16 protein-coding genes are annotated in these 14,790 nt (G+C 44.6%); 3 read left to right on the top strand and 13 right to left on the bottom strand.

The window, feature by feature from the left end; genetic code table 11:
* From B5E64_RS02105 to udp, 5 genes are read right to left on the bottom strand one after another with little or no spacing between them, the layout of a single operon-like run.
* Positions 1 to 1,527 (bottom strand): ABC transporter ATP-binding protein, encoded by a 1,527-nt coding sequence (locus tag B5E64_RS02105; protein ID WP_087166855.1) that lies wholly within the window; start codon positions 1,525 to 1,527, stop codon positions 1 to 3.
* A 25-nt stretch (positions 1,528 to 1,552) separates the two neighbouring features.
* Positions 1,553 to 2,740: a BMP family ABC transporter substrate-binding protein gene (locus B5E64_RS02100; RefSeq protein WP_330680112.1), complete on the bottom strand. Its 1,188-nt coding sequence runs from the start codon at positions 2,738 to 2,740 to the stop codon at positions 1,553 to 1,555.
* A gap of 34 nt (positions 2,741 to 2,774) precedes the next feature.
* Positions 2,775 to 3,965 carry a phosphopentomutase gene (locus tag B5E64_RS02095; RefSeq protein ID WP_087166854.1) on the bottom strand — a complete coding sequence of 397 codons (1,191 nt, stop codon included), beginning with the start codon at positions 3,963 to 3,965 and terminating at the stop codon, positions 2,775 to 2,777.
* Positions 3,966 to 3,972: 7 nt separating this feature from the next.
* Complete coding sequence (locus tag B5E64_RS02090) at positions 3,973 to 4,398, bottom strand: cytidine deaminase (RefSeq protein WP_087166853.1); 426 nt, start codon at positions 4,396 to 4,398, stop codon at positions 3,973 to 3,975.
* A 14-nt stretch (positions 4,399 to 4,412) separates the two neighbouring features.
* Entirely contained in the window at positions 4,413 to 5,198 is a 786-nt protein-coding gene (udp, locus tag B5E64_RS02085; RefSeq protein ID WP_087166937.1) for a uridine phosphorylase, read from the bottom strand.
* 290 nt (positions 5,199 to 5,488) lie between these two features.
* Here udp and vanR point away from each other — a divergent pair, with 290 nt between their 5' ends.
* From vanR to B5E64_RS02070, 3 genes are all read left to right on the top strand, one after another.
* Complete coding sequence (gene vanR / locus B5E64_RS02080) at positions 5,489 to 6,202, top strand: VanR-ABDEGLN family response regulator transcription factor (protein ID WP_087166852.1); 714 nt, start codon at positions 5,489 to 5,491, stop codon at positions 6,200 to 6,202.
* Complete coding sequence (locus tag B5E64_RS18715; RefSeq protein WP_087166851.1) at positions 6,195 to 7,304, top strand: HAMP domain-containing sensor histidine kinase; 1,110 nt, start codon at positions 6,195 to 6,197, stop codon at positions 7,302 to 7,304. Before vanR ends, B5E64_RS18715 begins: the two co-directional genes overlap by 8 nt.
* Positions 7,305 to 7,464: 160 nt before the next feature.
* Positions 7,465 to 8,304: a C39 family peptidase gene (locus tag B5E64_RS02070; RefSeq protein WP_087166850.1), complete on the top strand. Its 840-nt coding sequence runs from the start codon at positions 7,465 to 7,467 to the stop codon at positions 8,302 to 8,304.
* Positions 8,305 to 8,405: 101 nt separating this feature from the next.
* Here the strand turns inward: B5E64_RS02070 and B5E64_RS02065 are convergent, their stop codons facing one another.
* From B5E64_RS02065 to B5E64_RS02030, 8 genes are all read right to left on the bottom strand, one after another.
* Positions 8,406 to 9,335: a carbohydrate kinase family protein gene (locus B5E64_RS02065; protein WP_158099202.1), complete on the bottom strand. Its 930-nt coding sequence runs from the start codon at positions 9,333 to 9,335 to the stop codon at positions 8,406 to 8,408.
* Between the two features lie 89 nt (positions 9,336 to 9,424).
* Complete coding sequence (locus tag B5E64_RS02060; RefSeq protein ID WP_087166848.1) at positions 9,425 to 10,648, bottom strand: ATP-binding protein; 1,224 nt, start codon at positions 10,646 to 10,648, stop codon at positions 9,425 to 9,427.
* Positions 10,649 to 10,939: 291 nt separating this feature from the next.
* A complete protein-coding gene (gene spoIIID, locus B5E64_RS02055; RefSeq protein ID WP_087166847.1) occupies positions 10,940 to 11,197 on the bottom strand; it encodes a sporulation transcriptional regulator SpoIIID in 258 nt (85 codons plus the stop codon).
* A 91-nt stretch (positions 11,198 to 11,288) separates the two neighbouring features.
* Positions 11,289 to 11,603, bottom strand: coding sequence for a type II toxin-antitoxin system RelE/ParE family toxin (locus tag B5E64_RS02050; RefSeq protein WP_087166846.1), 315 nt, complete (start codon positions 11,601 to 11,603; stop codon positions 11,289 to 11,291).
* Complete coding sequence (locus tag B5E64_RS02045; protein ID WP_087166845.1) at positions 11,593 to 11,853, bottom strand: type II toxin-antitoxin system prevent-host-death family antitoxin; 261 nt, start codon at positions 11,851 to 11,853, stop codon at positions 11,593 to 11,595. Before B5E64_RS02045 ends, B5E64_RS02050 begins: the two co-directional genes overlap by 11 nt.
* A 196-nt stretch (positions 11,854 to 12,049) precedes the next feature.
* Positions 12,050 to 12,535 carry an RNA 2',3'-cyclic phosphodiesterase gene (gene thpR, locus B5E64_RS02040; RefSeq protein WP_087166844.1) on the bottom strand — a complete coding sequence of 162 codons (486 nt, stop codon included), beginning with the start codon at positions 12,533 to 12,535 and terminating at the stop codon, positions 12,050 to 12,052.
* Positions 12,536 to 12,569: 34 nt separating this feature from the next.
* The gene (locus B5E64_RS02035) at positions 12,570 to 13,079 is read right to left on the bottom strand and encodes a YkgJ family cysteine cluster protein (RefSeq protein ID WP_087166843.1); all 510 of its coding nucleotides are present in this window, start codon (positions 13,077 to 13,079) and stop codon (positions 12,570 to 12,572) included.
* Positions 13,080 to 13,380: 301 nt separating this feature from the next.
* Positions 13,381 to 14,757, bottom strand: a complete 1,377-nt coding sequence (locus B5E64_RS02030) for an AAA family ATPase (RefSeq protein ID WP_162610115.1) — start codon at positions 14,755 to 14,757, stop codon at positions 13,381 to 13,383.
* Positions 14,758 to 14,790: the final 33 nt, after the last annotated feature.

Raw genomic sequence — 14,790 nt, 5'->3', positions numbered from 1 at the left:
CTACACCTCCTGTTTCTTGGCGCCGGTCATATAAAGACCAAGTTCTTCCACCGTCACTTCATCCGGTTTGAATTCCCCGACAAGTCTTCCTTCATACATGACGAGAATCCGGTCCGGCACATCCATGACTTCATCCAGTTCCAGGCTGACCAGAAGGACTGCCTTTCCGGCATCCCGCTGCTCGATCAGCTGCCTGTGAATCGATTCAATTGCTCCGATGTCGACTCCCCGTGTCGGCTGCACTGCAATCAGAAGATCCGGATTCTTGTCGATCTCTCTTGCAATGATCGCCTTCTGCTGATTTCCTCCCGACATGGAACGTACGATAGTAGAGGATCCCTGTCCGGAACGGATATCGTACTCTTCGATCAGGCGGTCCGAGTATTCCCGGATTTCTTTTCGCTTCATCAGTCCGGCCTTGCTTGTAAACTGCGGTTCAAAGTAGCGCTGCAGCACCAGATTGTCCTCCAGAGAATAATCCAGAACCAGTCCGTGCTTATGCCGGTCTTCCGGAATGTGACTCATTCCGGAAGTGGAGCGTTCCCTGACAGATGCTTTTGTAATATCTTTTCCGTTCATATGGATGCTTCCGCTCTTTAACGGCTCCAGACCGGAAAGTCCGTAAACAAGTTCTGTCTGGCCGTTTCCGTCGATTCCGGTAATGCAGACGATCTCGCCTTTACGTACCTGGAAGCTGACATCCTGCACCGCATCCTTTTTATTCTGTCCGGCAACGGTCATGTCCTTCACATCCAGCACCACGTCGCCAGGCTCGGCCGGTTTTTTCTCTACTTTAAAGGAGACATTTCTTCCTACCATCATGGCGGAAAGCTTCTCCGGCGTCGTGTCTTTTGTTTCGACAGTTCCGACGTATTTTCCTTTTCTTAAAACCGTACAGCGGTCAGAAACTTCCATGATCTCGTTGAGCTTGTGGGAAATGAAAAGGATACTCTTTCCTTCCTTTGCAAGTCCCTTCATGATCTGCATCAGTTCCTCGATCTCCTGCACGGTCAGCACTGCCGTCGGTTCATCAAAAATCAGAATCTCATTGTCCCGGTACAGCATTTTTAAAATTTCCGTTCTCTGCTGCATTCCGACCGTGATATTCTCCACTTTGGCGTCCGGATCAATCTGCAGATGATACCGGTTTGACAGTTCCATTACCTTTTTCCTTGCGTCATCCTTTTTCAGAAATCCGCCCTGTACCGGCTCTGCGCCGAGAATGATATTATCCAGCACAGAAAAACATTCCACCAGTTTGAAGTGCTGGTGCACCATTCCGATTCCAAGTGCGTTGGCGTCGTTCGGATTTTTGATTTCTACTTTTTTCCCGTCTTTGCGGATTTCTCCTTCTTCCGCCTGATACAGTCCGAATAACACGCTCATCAACGTGGATTTCCCCGCTCCGTTTTCCCCGAGGAGCGCGTGGATCTCGCCTTTTTTCAACTGAAGCGTAATGTCATCGTTTGCCACAATCCCAGGAAATCTCTTGGTGATGTGAAGCATTTCCACTGCATATTCTCCCATTTTTGCTTCCTCCTTCCGGTATCTTTTACATGATCGATCCTTGTCTTTCGTTTACCTTGACAGATACTTCCGGCATCTTTTCGGTGGAATTATCAATAGTAATTTCCCCGTCATAGATTTTCCGTACCAGTTCATGGTAATCGTCCACGGTAAAGTTTTCGTTCCACTGTGTCGTATCTTCCGGAAGCCCTACGTAATTGACATCCATATCCGTTCCTGACACAAGTCCAAGATTTTCGATCTTTCCGACATGTTCTTCCCAGGTATTTGTCACAATGATGGAATCCAGCATCGCCTTTACGGTTGCTCCCAGCCCTTTCATTGCGGATGTTACCGTCATTCCTTCTCCGTACGCATCAATAATCGGGGACTGGTCGCTGTCCACGCCGATCATCTTTCCGCCCACTTTTGAAGCAGCTTCTGCCGCAGAGGTAAAGATACCGCCGCCGCATGCAAAGACGATCTCCGTTCCCTGGCTGTACCAGGTATCCATCGCCGCTGTTACCTCTGTGGAACCATAGAACTGTCCGCCGTACGCATACTCAACTTCAATCTGATCGGTAATTCCAAGTTCTTTTGCCGCATCATTGATTCCCTGTACATAACCGAATCCGTATCTCATAACTGCCGGTACCGCCTGACCGCCGAGGAAACCGAGTTTCCGGTAACCAAGCTTCACAGCCGCGTACCCTGCCATATATCCAGGGATTTCTTCCTGATACACCGCGCAGTATGTGTTTTCAGTGTTGTAATAATCGGCTGCTTCATATGCGTCCGGATTGTCATAGTATTTGCTTCCGACTGCTGCCGCAATGATATCTCCTGCCGTCATATCCAGCGCAATAAATTTGACATCAGGATATTTGTAAGTAACTTCTACCAGCGCCGGAGCAAAAATGTATCCCGGCATGACGATGATGTTGTAGCCTTCCGCTACCGCCACATCAATCATGGCAATCCGGGCATAATCCGTATCTCCGTCCGGCTTTTTGTAGGTAAAGTCAATGTTGTTATCCGTACAGTACTCAAGACATGCTTCGTAAGTTGTCTGGTTAAAAGACTGGTCTGTTATGTCGCCGCTGTCCGTGATCATGGCCACACGGTAATCAGAATTCCCGGTACCCTGGCTGGACTTGGAAGGTCCGCATCCGATCACGGAAACCGCCATGCAGATTACCAGAAACAACGCGGCAAGCTTTTTCATTCTTTTCATGTCTTCTTTTCCTCCTTTTTTTGTAGAATGGTGTTTATTTTAAACAGGAAAGCAGGGAAGTTCCGATTGTCTCCTCCGGCATGGACAGCCCGAAATTGTCCAGGATCGTCGCGCCGATCACCGCAAAGGTATCCTGTTCCGGCAGCATTCCGTTTCCTTCCATGGATCTGGAATACGCAAGGAACGGTACTTTCTCCCGAGTGTGGTCGGTTCCTGTGTAAGTCGGGTCATTTCCATGGTCCGCCGTGATGATTAAAAGATCGTCCTCTCTTAGCTTTTCCAGCAAAACCGCTAATTTTTCATCAAACATCTCCAGCTCTTTCGCATACCCTTCCGGGTCTCTTCTGTGTCCCCACTTTGCGTCGAAATCTACCAGATTGACAAAGCAGAGTCCGCGGAAATCTTTGTCTGCAAGCTCGATGGTCTGCTCCATTCCGTGTACGGAGGATTTGGATTTGTATGCTTCCGTAATGCCTTCTCCGTCGAAAATGTCCTTGATCTTTCCAACGGAAACCACATCGAAACCATTGTCCTGAAGTACATTCAGCGCCGTCTTTACCGGAGGCTTCAACGCATAGTCATGACGGTTGCTCGTCCGTTCAAACTCGCCCCGTTTCTTTCCGACATACGGTCTTGCAATGACTCTTCCGACTCTCCACTCTTCTTTCATCGTCAGTTCTCTTGCAATTTCGCAGCAACGGTACAGTTCCTGTAAATCAAAGGTCTCTTCATTTCCACAGATCTGAAGCACCGAGTCCGCTGAAGTATACACAATCATATGTCCGGTTGCGATTTCTTCTTCTCCAAGTTCCTCTATAATCTCCGTTCCACTGGCACTCTTGTTTCCAATCACTTTGTGTCCGGTCCGTTTTTCCAGTTCGTCGATCAGTTCCTTCGGAAATCCGTGTTCTGTAAATGTCTTGAACGGCTTTTTCGTCTCCACTCCCATGATCTCCCAGTGTCCGGTCATCGTATCCTTTCCGTTACTTCTTTCCCGGAGTGCCGCCTGGTATCCAAGTGGATTTTCTACTGCCGGCACCTGGCGAAGCTGTGTCAGATTTGCGATTCCAAGCTTTTGCAGCGCCGGAATCCGGAAGGTCTCCACTGATTCGGAAATGTGTCCGAGCGTGTTGACTCCTACATCTCCAAACTTTTCCCCGTCCGGCATGACGCCGATTCCCAGAGAATCGATCACAATTACAAATACCCGTTTTGCCTGTTTCATATTCCTCCTACCTTTCTTCCAGATTGCCCAGTCCAAATCCCTGAGGCATCAGATCTTTCAGTTTATAAATCCGATAATCATCTTTTCCCTTTGCCAGGATAATCTGAAATTCGTCCGGATGACAGAATTCCATCATGACCTGCCTGCACACTCCGCAAGGTGGTGTATAATCCAAAAGTTCTCCGTCCGGTCCGCCTACAATACAGATTGCTTCAAATTCCCGGATCCCTTCGCTGACTGCCTTGAAAACGGCTGTCCGCTCGGCACAGTTCGTCGGCGTGTACGCAGCATTCTCTATATTGCATCCTGTGTAGATCTGTCCGTTTTTTGCAAGCAGAGCCGCCCCGACTTTGAAATGGGAATACGGTGTGTAGGAGAAGGCAAGTTGAGCAATGGCTGTTTCAATCAGTTCCTTAATCTGTGTTTCACTCATCTGTGCACCCTCCTTTATTTTCCTGCCTTTTTGTCCGCTTCAATCAGTTTCCGGATTGCTCCCACTGCTACCCGGACTGCCATATCGGTATCATGGACTACCGGATTTTCCAGTCCTTCCTTTTCCCGTTCCTGGTTTGCCACAACGAGGAAGCAGGATCCTGCCCGCACTCTTAAGTGGCTTGCTACAACAAAGAGGGCCGCCGATTCCATCTCGGAAGCCAGGCAACCAAGCCGCTTCCATGCTTCCCATTTATTCAGAAGCTCATAGCTGACCGGCATCCGCTCCGGAGAGTGTTGTCCATAGAAGGAATCTTTACACTGAACGATGCCGACATGGTACGGCGCTCCCATTTCCCTTGCTGATTCCATCAGTGCGTTGGTAAGATGGATGTCCGCCACAGCCGGAAACTCGATCGGTGCGTATTCCCGTGTCGTCCCTTCCATACGGATCGCCCCGTTTGCGATTACCACGTCCCCGCTCTTTACATCCAGCTGCATTCCTCCGCATGTTCCGATCCGGATAAAGGTATCCGCCCCGGACATAACCAGCTCTTCCATGGCGATCGATGCGGACGGACCGCCGATTCCTGTAGAGGTCACGCTTACCTTCACACCGTCCAGATATCCGGTATAAGTCACATATTCTCTGTTGTCTGCCATCAAAACCGGAGCATCAAAATATTTTGCGATCTTTGCACACCGTTTTGGATCCCCCGGAAGAATCACATAACGTCCGACATCTCCTTTTCCTACCTGAATGTGATATTGTTTATTCGGGTTTTCTGAATAATTCATAATCATACCTCGCTTTCCCTTACCTGTAATATGGACATCCGTTCTCATTTTTACACAAAAAAAATACCGGCTTGTCCTCATTTCGTTCGTCTTTACTTGCATCTTAACCGGAATTTAACATATAAAAAAGGACTCGAGTCCCTTTTTGTTCATTTACGTAACTTTTCACAATTTCGTACCATGGTTTTTGTCTACTTTTTCTATATTCCTCACCTCTTTTTCTCTCTCTTCTTGACAGTTTTCTATTTCTGTGCAAGGATTTTATCAGTATAAAAAACAGGAGATGGAATGTTATGAAAAGGAAAATACTGATTGTGGACGACGAACAGGCCATTGCCGATCTGGTGGAAGTCTATCTTTCCAATGAGGGGATGGAAGTCCTGAAATGTTACAATGGAAAAGATGCGCTTGACTGTATCCGGAAAGAAGAACTGTCTCTTGCGATTCTGGATGTCATGCTTCCCGACATTGACGGCTACAAACTCTGTCAGGAGATCCGGAAGGAGCATTTTTATCCTGTCATCATGCTGACCGCAAGAACAGAGGATACTGACAAGATTCTCGGTCTCACCATTGGAGCCGATGATTATATTACAAAACCGTTCAATCCTCTGGAACTGGTGGCAAGGGTCAAGACCCAGCTCCGCCGCTTTGAGCGCTACAATCCAAAAGCCGCGCCGGCGGATTCTTCCTTGGATGCAGCCGCCGATTCCTGTATCGACATCCGGGGATTAAGCATTGATAAGGATTCTCACAAATGTTCCTTAAACGGCAGCCCGCTGTCTCTGACACCGATCGAATTTTCCATCCTATGGTATCTGTGCGAAAACAAAGGTCGTGTCGTTTCCTCTGAGGAACTCTTCGAGCAGGTCTGGGGAGAAAAATTTCTTGATAATAACAATACGGTCATGGCTCACATCGGCCGGCTCCGTGAGAAGATGAAAGACTCCGGCCGGAAGCCGAAATACATTAAAACTGTATGGGGAGTGGGGTATCAAATTGAATAAACAGACAACGAATCAACTTTCCGAACAGCTCCGCCGCAGACTTTTATACCGCTTTATTTTTTCCTGCCTGCTCTATGCAGGAATCGGCGGGTTTCTGTTCCTTCTTATATACTGGTATTATCACACGAGAATATGGTACGGGTATGAGACTTTTTATATCGTGATATCCACATTGGAGCGTTTCCACGAACTCTTTATGATTTTATATCTGCTCATCGGCGCTCTTATTTTCGGATACCGTTATCTCTCTAAATCCTGTGCCTATCTGGATGAGCTTCTGACAGCCTCCGACAGCCTCTGGAAAAATCAGGAGGAACCTGTCGTTATGTCCGATGACCTGCGGGAAGCCGCCCTTCATATGAATGAGGTACGGCTTGATATCATCGAAAGCAGGAAGGCCGCCAACGAGGCTGAACAGCGAAAAAACGACCTGGTCGTCTATTTGGCTCATGACCTGAAGACGCCGCTCACCTCCGTGATCGGATATCTGACGCTTCTTCATGATGAAAGGGAAATTTCCCCTGCACTTCAGGAGAAATATCTGGGCGTTGCTCTTGAAAAGGCGGAGCGGCTGGAGGACCTGATCAATGAGTTCTTCGACATTACCCGGTTTAATCTGACCCATCTGACGCTGGATCTGAGCCGGATCAATCTGACACGGATGCTGGAGCAGACCCTTTATGAGTTTGCCCCGATGTTTGCCGAAAAGAACCTGGAATATTCTTTCCACGCTCCACAGAATCTGGAGTTCCTCTGTGATCCTGACAAACTGCAGCGTGTCTTTGACAATCTGCTGCGAAATGCGGTCAACTACAGTTTTTCGGACACGGTCATTGATGTCCGGCTTTCCGTCGACATGGGCGTTCTGACTTTCACCGTAGAAAACGAGGGCCGCACCATTCCGCCGGAAAAACTGGAGCGGATTTTTGAACAGTTCTTCCGTCTGGACTCTTCCAGAGGCTCCGGAAGCGGCGGAGCAGGCCTCGGTCTTGCCATTGCAAAAGAGATTGTAGAACTGCACGGCGGCCAGATTTTTGCCGAAAGTCACGACAACCGTGTGATCTTCCGGGTCGACCTTCCATATTCGTCAGGAAATCGTTAGAATTTCGTGGGATAAAATACAGATTTCCGTCTATGAATCCGAGAAAATCAAATCGACCATTCTGATATAGTAAAAGCGTGCCAGGGAAACCGCTTCCGATTTTCCGACACGCTTTTTCCATGTGAACTTTGGGTACTTTACCAGAAAGGAATGATCTCTCATGAATACAAGAACAAGAAAACCAATCCGTTATCGCAGGAAACACCGGAGGCACCTGCTGCACTTTGTCCTTCCTATGCTCTGCATGATTCTGGCTCTTTGTGCCTGCGCCTCCTATATACTGAACCGTTCTGCCGGCGCAGACTCCGGACTGGTGTCCGGGATCCTTTCCCTCCTTGGCGGCTCCGCCGAGGAAGAAATCAGCCGGTATGCTTCTGCCAACGGCTACGACATCAGCGACTATCCGCAGTCACTGATCGATCTGTATGACCGGAATAAAGAAACCAAAGACTTTGTCTTTGAATATCCGGCGAAAAAGGATGAAACACCTGCCATCGATCTGAGCACGTTGAATACGTCTTCCGTCCCGCTTCTCATGCAGTGGGATCAGCGCTGGGGTTATAAGCAGTACGCCGGAGATCTCTTCGGTTTAAGCGGCTGCGGCCCAACCTGTCTTTCCATGGTGGCCATTTACCTCACCGGAAATACGAATATGAATCCTGCCTGGATGGCGGATTTTGCCTCCTCCCACGGCTATGCCTCCGACGGAAGCGGCTCCTACTGGACCCTCTTCTCCGAGGGCGGAGCATCCCTTGGATTTGATGTCACAGAGATCCCGCTGGATGAGCAACGGATCATCGATAACCTGGAAGTAGGAAATCCGATTGTCGCTGTCGTAGGCCCTGGAGACTTCACAACGACCGGACATTTCATCGTTCTGACCGGGTATCAAAACGGACAGATCAAGGTCAATGATCCAAACAGCCAGAAAAATTCCAAAAAGCTGTGGGATTACGATCAGATCAGCGGACAGATCAAAGATCTGTGGGTGTTCCGGTAAATAACAAAGAGTTCCGTTTGCGGAACTCTCGCGCCGAGCGCGGTCGCTTTAGCGACAAATTTCTGCTTTGCGCGAGTGCGCATCTCGCGGAGCGTTACTTTCTATCTCATTCTTCTCCTCACATCTTCCAGCGAATGAATTCCTCCTGCTGCCCCGTAGGCTTCCACGGTACAGGAAGCGGCCGCGCAGGCAAACCTCGCACACTCGTCAATCTGCCATCCGTTCGCAATTCCCCAAAGGAAGCCTGCCGCAAACGAATCGCCCGCTCCGGTCGTATCCAGACATACCTTCACAGGAACCGCCGGGATTGCCCGGACGCCCTGCCTGTCCGCTACAACACATCCGTCGGCCCCGCATTTGACAACCGCTGTCTTTACTCCGCATGATACCAGACGCTTTGCGTTTTTAAAAGGATCCCGCTCGCCCGTCAATAAAGCGATTTCTTCTTCATTCGGAAAGATACAGTCTATATAAGGAAGAAGTTCTTCAATATCCTCCAGCGTTTCTCCGTTTTTCGCCTTTGTCATGTCCACCGCCAAAAATCGATCTTTCCCCTTGATTCTGGCAAATAACTGTTTCATTTTTGCGATGTTCAGCAGCGGAGAAACGAACATCCCCGCAAAACTTACAATCGGAGCCGCATCATCGAGACAGCCGTTGATATCTTCAAATGCCAGCTTTCTTAAGCTTCCATGCGGATTCGTCAGGAAATGCCGTTCCCCTTTTTCGTTGATCAGAACGATATTGATACCCGTTGCCAGGTCTTTCTGTATTTTCACACTCTCCACAGAAAGCCGGTTCTCTTCCATAAAATTCAGTACCCGCTTTCCGGCTTCGTCTTCACCAACCTTTGTGATCAGCTGTACCTTTTTTCCCAGTCTGCTGAGGATCACCGCCTCATTCAGCGCATCCCCTCCAAAAGACATCTGAATCGTGTCCATCGGACAAGAGCCGGTGGAAAATACTGTTTCACTTACCGGTGCAGCAAGAATATCAATAATCGCAGCACCTATAATAGAGATATCATACACCTTGCATTTCTCCTTTCGTATTTTTACAAATTTTCATTTCCAAGTGCTCCTGGCGACGCTTTTTTCTCCAAGATTCCGTTCTGGCTTTTTTAGGCATTAACCTTCCCCCAATCTATGATTCGCTTAAGATACGGATCTGCACCATATTTACCTTCCAGATACTGCTTATCAAATTTTGCGTCTTTACGGACAGATTCACCTTTTTCATTTTTAAACTCTACCAAGGAGTACAATTGGGAATTCTGAGAATTTCCTTTTGCCACAAACCATATTTCATCCCGGCGAAATACCTCACTATTCATTGTGGATAAATCATGAGAGGTAAAGATTAATTGTGCCTTCTTTTTATTAATGCTCATATTACTGAACATCATAATAATATAGCGTAACAATACCGGATGTATCTTGGCATCTAATTCGTCAATTACCAAGGTAGTTCCTGACAATAAACTATCTGCAATAAAAGGCATCAAACCGAATAATTTCTTTGTTCCACTGGACTCTTCCAGCAAATTTAATTCCGTTTCACGGTCTCCTACCATATGTTTTGTATATACATCAATTCTATCATTTTCATCCTTGACTACACGAAAATCTACAATATCTAAATCCATCTCCTGGATCATCTGCAACATCAAGTGTTTTACAGCTTCCGAACTGGATACTGCCATACGAAGTTCTTCCATTGGATTCCCATAGTTCAAGAAATCGATTCCATATTCAAACCATTCCAAAACGTCTTTTACTACCTCATTCTTTTTATAAGTAATTCCAAGATAAGATAATAATGGAAGTGTTTCAGACAGCTCATCACTGATCTTTAACTTCGCAAACGCACCTTTTAACATAATTTCTTCGCCACGTTCAAAAAGAGCGGACCGTCTACCTGTATCCATTTTTACCCGATCAAGTCTTTCATAGACAACCACCTCTCTTTTCACATGCAGTATATATCTATATTCTGCTAATTCTGTGCGAAAAAAGATTTCAAATTCCGTGGGCTCGCTTTTAGTTTCCTCTGAAAAGGCAAATGGTTCTATTATCATTTTTTTCTGAAGAAAAATACGTTCTTCATTGTCTCCAGTTGCATATAAAGGACGAAGCACTTTTACTGCTAATGTATGCAGCGCTTCCAATACATTGGATTTTCCTCCGCCATTTGGGCCATATATTGCAAAAACAGGCAAAAATATTTCTCCATCTTTATCTCTTATTATTCTATCTTCATGTTCAGAAATAGCCGCAGCCTGCATGTCGAATGTTACTTCATCTCGAATACTCTTGTAATTTTTGACTGTAAATTGGCATAGCATAACAGTTACCTCCTCCATTTCATATTTCTTTTCACCATCTATTATATTCCATTTTGCATTTTTGCAAACAATATATGAGAAATTTTCTCATATATTTACTTATAAATTATAAAATTGATAATTACGAAACCATTTCTATTCCATTCTTTTATCTTTATTGTAACTTTTTCTCACCTCGCTAAAACTTCCATCTCTTATCATCCGGCTTCTTGTCCATCACCACAAGTCTATTTGCAAAAATAAAAGAGCCAATGCCTTTGACCCTATTTAGCCAAAAACATCAGCTCTCTTTTAATACATATGCTTTCCTTTATATTTTTCGCGCGTTGCCATGCCTCCCCGGATATGGCGCTCAGATTTGTTTAAATCCAGTACCTTTCTCGCTTCACCGGCAAGCTGGGGATTGATCTGCCGCAGACGCTCGGTGACATCTTTATGTATGGTACTTTTACTCACTCCGAACTCTTTTGCCGTCTGCCTCACTGTTGCATTATGATCAATGATGTAATGTGCGATCTCTACCGCCCTCTCCTCGATATATTCCTTCATAGATTTCCTCTACACTCACTATTTTTACAATGTATGCAGAGAAAATCGTCATCATTCATACATTCGGATAAAAGAGACTTCCTCGTTATTTCTACAAATATCTGTCCGTATCTCTGGCTCCATAAAGGAATCTCCGAACTTCCATTACATCTCCAATAACCACATAATAAATCACATAATTCCGCACATAAATCCGATAATATGGATATTTTCTCTTTTTTGCAGAGGGATAAGGTTCAAACATCAATGGATGATCCAAACGTTCCAATATTGCCGCTTCTACATCATTCGCAAGTTTTTCCGCTGCATCGGGATTTTTTAGCACATTTGTAATGTAACTCACCGTCTGCACCAAATCCTGCTCAAATAAAGGAAGATATTGGAGTCTGTATTTTTTATTTGCCATGGATTGCACCTCTAACGTTTCTGAACACATCCTCATGGCTTAGTCTTTCTTCCTTAGTTTCTGCCATTTTGTCCGCCTCATCCAGTTTCATCTCCACATTGTCTACAAGACTTGCATATTCCTCCAAACTAAGCACAACCATTGCCCCATATCCATTTTTTGTCAAATATACCGGCTGCCCCTCATTGACGAGCATTTCAATCTCAGGAAATTTATTTCGCAAATCCGAAACAGGTCTGATCTGTATCATAGTAACCTCTCCTTTCTTATCGCAATTTCCATCTTTTATTATCTTAATCTTATCATTATTTTATCATTTCTGCAAGGCAATATAATATTCATATACTATTTTTTAGGTAATCATTCATAAGGACTTGCCAGCATTAACTCAACCCACAAACTCTTTTGCCATCTACTTCATTCTTGTATTATGATCAAAACCGCTCCTATATCTCCTGGTAAACCATCTTCCCATTCTTTCTTTCCGACTTCATAAGCGATACCCTCTCTACGCTCATCTCCGCTTTTCGCAAATTCACCTGATATGGCTTCTTCGATGCGGACTTTCGGATCAGAGTGATGTGCGGGATAAACTTGCCGTGCGCATAAGGAATTCCTGCTTCTTTCAAGGCTGCCCGCAGGTCCTTCACATATGTATTCAATTTCTGGTTTTCCTGAATTCCCGCCCACAGAAGATCTCCAAACTTTCCTTTCTCGGAAAGTTTCAGACGAAGCCGGGGCAGCGGAATACTGTTTATAGCATCCTTTATCCGCTCCGGCTTATCATATTCTCCAATAAATGCCAATGTCAGATGCAGGTTCTGCGCCGGTACATAATTGCCGGTCACTCCCTGTTTTTTCAAATCATTCATGCAGGCTGTCAGAGCCCTTTTCATGTCCTCTGATAATTGAATCGCTATAAACAGTCTCATATACTATTCCACTCTTCCCTTTTCCTGCAAACTTCTACCTCTGATACTTCCACCCATATTCTTTTTTCAACCTTTCAAAAATCTCAAATGCCACCGGGCAAACTTCAATCACGTCTAACACGCTGAGCAAACTGTAAAGCCGTTCCGGCTGATCTGTATAGGGAAAAGTTTTACAACTCTGCGGTTTACAACTCCCTAATCTGCAGTCCCCATTCTGATCCAGAAAATCACAAGGTACATGTTTTGTTTCATATCCATCTTCCGTTTCACTTTTCTCCAGATATTTTTCTATGAGTTCTTCCTTTGTAAGCCCAAGTACTCCTGCGTCCTGCTCCAGGTCTTCTTTCGGTATACTGCCACGATACATCTTACAGCAATTTCTGCACCTGCTACAGTCATAATTTCTGAATAACTCCTGATGCAATTTTTGAAATTGCTCATCCAATTTGTCTTCCTCCGCATTGCATTTCAAATAAGTACGAAATGCAAAGTTTTCATTTCTTCTTTTTCCTGCTTCAAAACGTATTTTTCTCGGTGCAATCATTGTTCATTCTCCTCTTTTATCCTGTTATCTAAAACCTATGTAACCATAATACCGGTTCAGCTACCGATTAATCTCCTCAATTGTCCGTTGATCTGCTCTTGTATTTTCCGACCATTGAACCATGAACTCATACTCTGGATTTTTCGGACTTTTATACTTTCCTTTCCCATCCATATACACAGGACTAAACTTCACCTGTGTACGATCTATTCATAAAAATGTTCTACCGTGTCCTTAATATATATCCAGTCCGAATTACATTTCTTGTTTGTTTCAACAACAAAAATCAGCTGAAGCCCCATTATTCGTCCTCCCCACCTGAACCAAATACACCTATAAAGTCAATGGAATCTACATTAAATGGAGAACCTTCGATCATTCCATTTCGATATAGCCTGGATGGCGAATAATTTCCATTTGTTTTCCATGAATAAATCTGGTGGTTCTCAGACAAAAAGTCTATCGATTTTTTCCGCTGTTTCAGAATATCCATCGGACCTACATTGTGAGTCGTAAAACATAGCTGCCCTTCCCCGTATTCCATCAGATATTCCAGAAGCGCACATAAATAAACATCATGAAGGTTGGAATCAAATTCGTCAATAAAAACGATTCCTCCTTCCACCATTTCTTTTATATAAGCAAATAATCGAATCAGTTTTTTTATACCGGTGCTTTCGTATTCTGCATGAATCCTGTACGACGAATACTCCATAATTAAATCACAAACCCAGAGATTGTGATTTTCCTTTTTGTCAATCTCGATTCCCTGCAGGTCTGATTTGAATATATGCAGAAAATCATACAATTTATGGACATCTTTTTCAAAATTAATATACATTTGTTTGGATACGATGTTGCCCGAAGCCGAAAGCACATTGAGATAATCATTATTCATTTTAAGGAAACGGCTCAACACTGTATCGATTTCATTTTTATATTTTTCACTGTCATCATAATGTTCCAAAGAAATCTGAGCAACATAATTCCTATGATCATCAGACTGATCTAAATATACATGTAATTCCTTGCCAAAGAAATACAACAGGCATAATCCAATCCAAAGATTGCCCTGATGGTGCTCTTGATTTTTTATCGCCGAAAGTAAAAATTTCTCATAAAACAAAGCGCACATAGTAGCCGTTTCCAGCAAATTCATAGTTTTGCTCTGAATATCAGCTGAAAATTTACTATGCTCATTTATTCCGGAAATAAACACAATTTCACCGCCGGACACTTCATAAACAATATCCATAGAATCATTTCTTGAAGTTGCTTTTTTGCCGAATAAACATTCGTGAGTGACTGCATATTTTCCAGAGGTATCTCTTGTAAGTGTCACGCTATATCGGAAAAGCAGGGGGCTCTCTTTCAAATTTACCATATATTCAGCCTCTATAAACAGCTCTTCTGTTCCCTTATTAATAATTGCATCCAAATTTTTCTGTGCAATTGGGTTATTCAGATATCCAGGATCAATGAGCAGATTTCTTAATATCTCAACAGAAGTTATAATACCGGACTTGCCGGAACCGTTCATACCATATATTCCCTTAATATTATATTCCTGTGTATTCGGATTCTTTGAAATCGTTTTTTTGTAAAACGACAATGAAATCAGCTGATCCAGTGTTTTAATTCCCTTAACAGAATAACGGGTCAAATATATATCTTTCATCTCAGATTCCTCCTGTTCGAGTTTAATATAGCA

Source organism: Drancourtella sp. An12, from assembly GCF_002160935.1.
GTDB lineage: Bacteria > Bacillota > Clostridia > Lachnospirales > Lachnospiraceae > Sellimonas > Sellimonas catena.
Note: the sequence above shows the minus strand (reverse complement) of the source record. Positions and strands in the feature narration are given on the sequence as shown.